General features: G+C 29.4%; 3 protein-coding genes. All 3 read right to left on the bottom strand.

The annotated features are described in order from the left end of the window. Positions 1 to 279: 279 nt before the first annotated feature. The gene (gene nfi, locus HHU12_RS33515) at positions 280 to 924 is read right to left on the bottom strand and encodes a deoxyribonuclease V (protein ID WP_169661080.1); all 645 of its coding nucleotides are present in this window, start codon (positions 922 to 924) and stop codon (positions 280 to 282) included. Between the two features lie 2 nt (positions 925 to 926). After that, positions 927 to 1,370: a hypothetical protein gene (locus HHU12_RS33520; protein WP_169661081.1), complete on the bottom strand. Its 444-nt coding sequence runs from the start codon at positions 1,368 to 1,370 to the stop codon at positions 927 to 929. A gap of 11 nt (positions 1,371 to 1,381) precedes the next feature. After that, a partial coding sequence (locus tag HHU12_RS33525) for a hypothetical protein (protein ID WP_169661082.1) occupies positions 1,382 to 2,425 on the bottom strand: 1,044 nt, incomplete at its 5' end.

Consider the following 2,425-nt stretch of genomic DNA (forward strand, 5'->3'; position numbering starts at 1 on the left):
CTGCACAAACTGTAAGAGTAGAAGGTAATAACGTTGTAATTTCAGGTTGGATCTGAATTGTTTTCTCAATAATTGCCCTTTACACACTAAGGTGGTAAGAAGTACTTTCTAAAATAAATACAAAAAAACACCCCCTCTTTTCTACTTAGACCAAAGTAAAATAGTGGGGTATTATTTATTTTGTGTAAAATAAGTTACAAACTTTTTCAAAAAAATAGTTCATGGTGATGCTCCTGCTTAACATCTAGAATAATATGGAGAGGAATAAAAATAGAAGTATCAAACTTTTCTTTTCATAGCTTCTCTCACTGCATGATCAGCTGTTCTTGTTGTTTCTGGCAATCTATATTTTGATGCTGAAAATAAGACCCATTCACATGCGATGTTCAAATTAACTTTATGGCCAATTGATACAAAAAGAGGTTTAGTATTATCTTGGGTGCACAAAACTTTTCCTACGACCTCATCTTTGTCTATCAATTCTATTGCATTTCCTCTTTTTAATTCAAACGACGTATCATAGTTACCAATTAGACGTTTTTTTGCACATCCAATTGTAGGAATATCTAATTCAACTCCTAAGTGACATGCAAAACCAAATCTACGAGGATGTGCATAACCTTGGCTATCGCAGATAAGTAAATCTGGTTTTATAGATAATTTCTTAAAAGCCTTCAGTACAGGAGGTAATTCTCTAAATGAAAATAATCCTGGTATATAAGGAAAGGAAACATTTTCAGTATGTAATACAGTTTCTTTCAATTCTAATGTATTGGCATCAAGTATTGTAATAGCGGCTATTACTACTTCTCCATCTTTTTGATAAGCAACATCTACTCCTCCTATATATTGAATTTCTGATGGTAACTTATTTTCTTTTATTACTTTTGTGGCAAGCTCTTGTTGTTGTATTATATAATCCATAATTAAGAAATTTCACACCAAACCCCCATCATACTATTATGCATGAATTTAGTATACCATGTTACATAACCTTCGAAGTCCTCTATTTCAAAATTATAAATTAGATCAAGATTTTCTTCTTCAATAATTATTTCAGTTAAATATGGTTTAACATTCCAATTATCATAAGCTTTTAAATTTTTAGAAAAATATTTTATCTCATTTTGGGATTTAGTAATATGTGTATGAATATCATTCATTGTTTGATTTTTGAACTTGTCTTTAATTTCATCTATTCTATTAATAAGCTTTTTAGATAGTGAAATACTTTTAATACCAATTTCATCTTTAAGTGAAATTAATGAATAATATTTAGGTTCTTCTATTTCATCAAATTGTGAATAATACTTTGGTTTAAATAATTCAAATTCAAGATTCTCACCAAAAAGGTTCACTTTAACAGACATATTTTGTTATTTTAATCATTACCAATCATTTTAACTTTATCTCCTAAGAGATAAAAACAATTAGGACACCTTTGCATATTCTTATCATTAATATTTTTTACATAAATCAAAATATCAGTTGTTTTATTATGTTTTTTAAAAAGCTCATTAGCAACTAATACTTCGGCATGAGACCCTGCTAATGCTGCAGCTGTAATTTTTTTCGTGAAAAAATTTTCATCTTCATATGATAGAAGTTTTGTAAAAAGTTGTCCGTCACGTTTTTCTCCATTTAGGAAATCAAAACGAATTAAATTTAGATAATGTACATGTTGCAATAATAATGGATGCAAATTAGCTAATATACCTTGATATCTCAACCTGTGATCTTGACTTTTCAATTTATTTACATTTTGATTATATTGTAACTCAATGTGATTATCCCCATTAATATTACCTCCTGCAACACACTTGCTTTTATTGGGGAATGGTGGACTAACAGGAATATCGTTGACTAAGGATACTATTTTTTTCTCTCTATCATATTTACAATTATCTAACACTTCATTTTTATCTCTTTCTGGTATTCGTTTATATACCATCGATAAATAATAATTCTTATGGTCTCTCCAATGTTCAACTATAGAAATATGTTCAATAAAGTATTCTAATGCCACTTCTTTTATTGCATTGAAATCCTCTGTAAACTCAAAGACCTTATCTTCATTTAATTTATAAACCTCATTCAATAATAAAACCCCATCCGTTTTTTTTCTTATCCTATTATTAAATGTAATGCAATCTATGTCCTTCCTTGCATTATGTTTTGAATTTACGAAGAAGTTCTCCCAACTACTCACCAAAGAAGTATCACCCTCCATCACCTTCTTCAATTCTTCATCACTACATATATCATCAATAACCTGCTCTTGTTTCTTTTTCGTATCAAGTTCCATAATACGCCAATTCAGACGTCTGCTTATCTTACATGACTTTGTATCTATGTCTTCTAATTCCTTATCACCCAATTCAAGAATGGCTAACGCTAATACCACTCCTTTAGCTATCGCTAATTC

The sequence above is a fragment of the Flammeovirga aprica JL-4 genome (assembly GCF_012844305.1).
GTDB classification, from domain to species: domain Bacteria; phylum Bacteroidota; class Bacteroidia; order Cytophagales; family Flammeovirgaceae; genus Flammeovirga; species Flammeovirga aprica.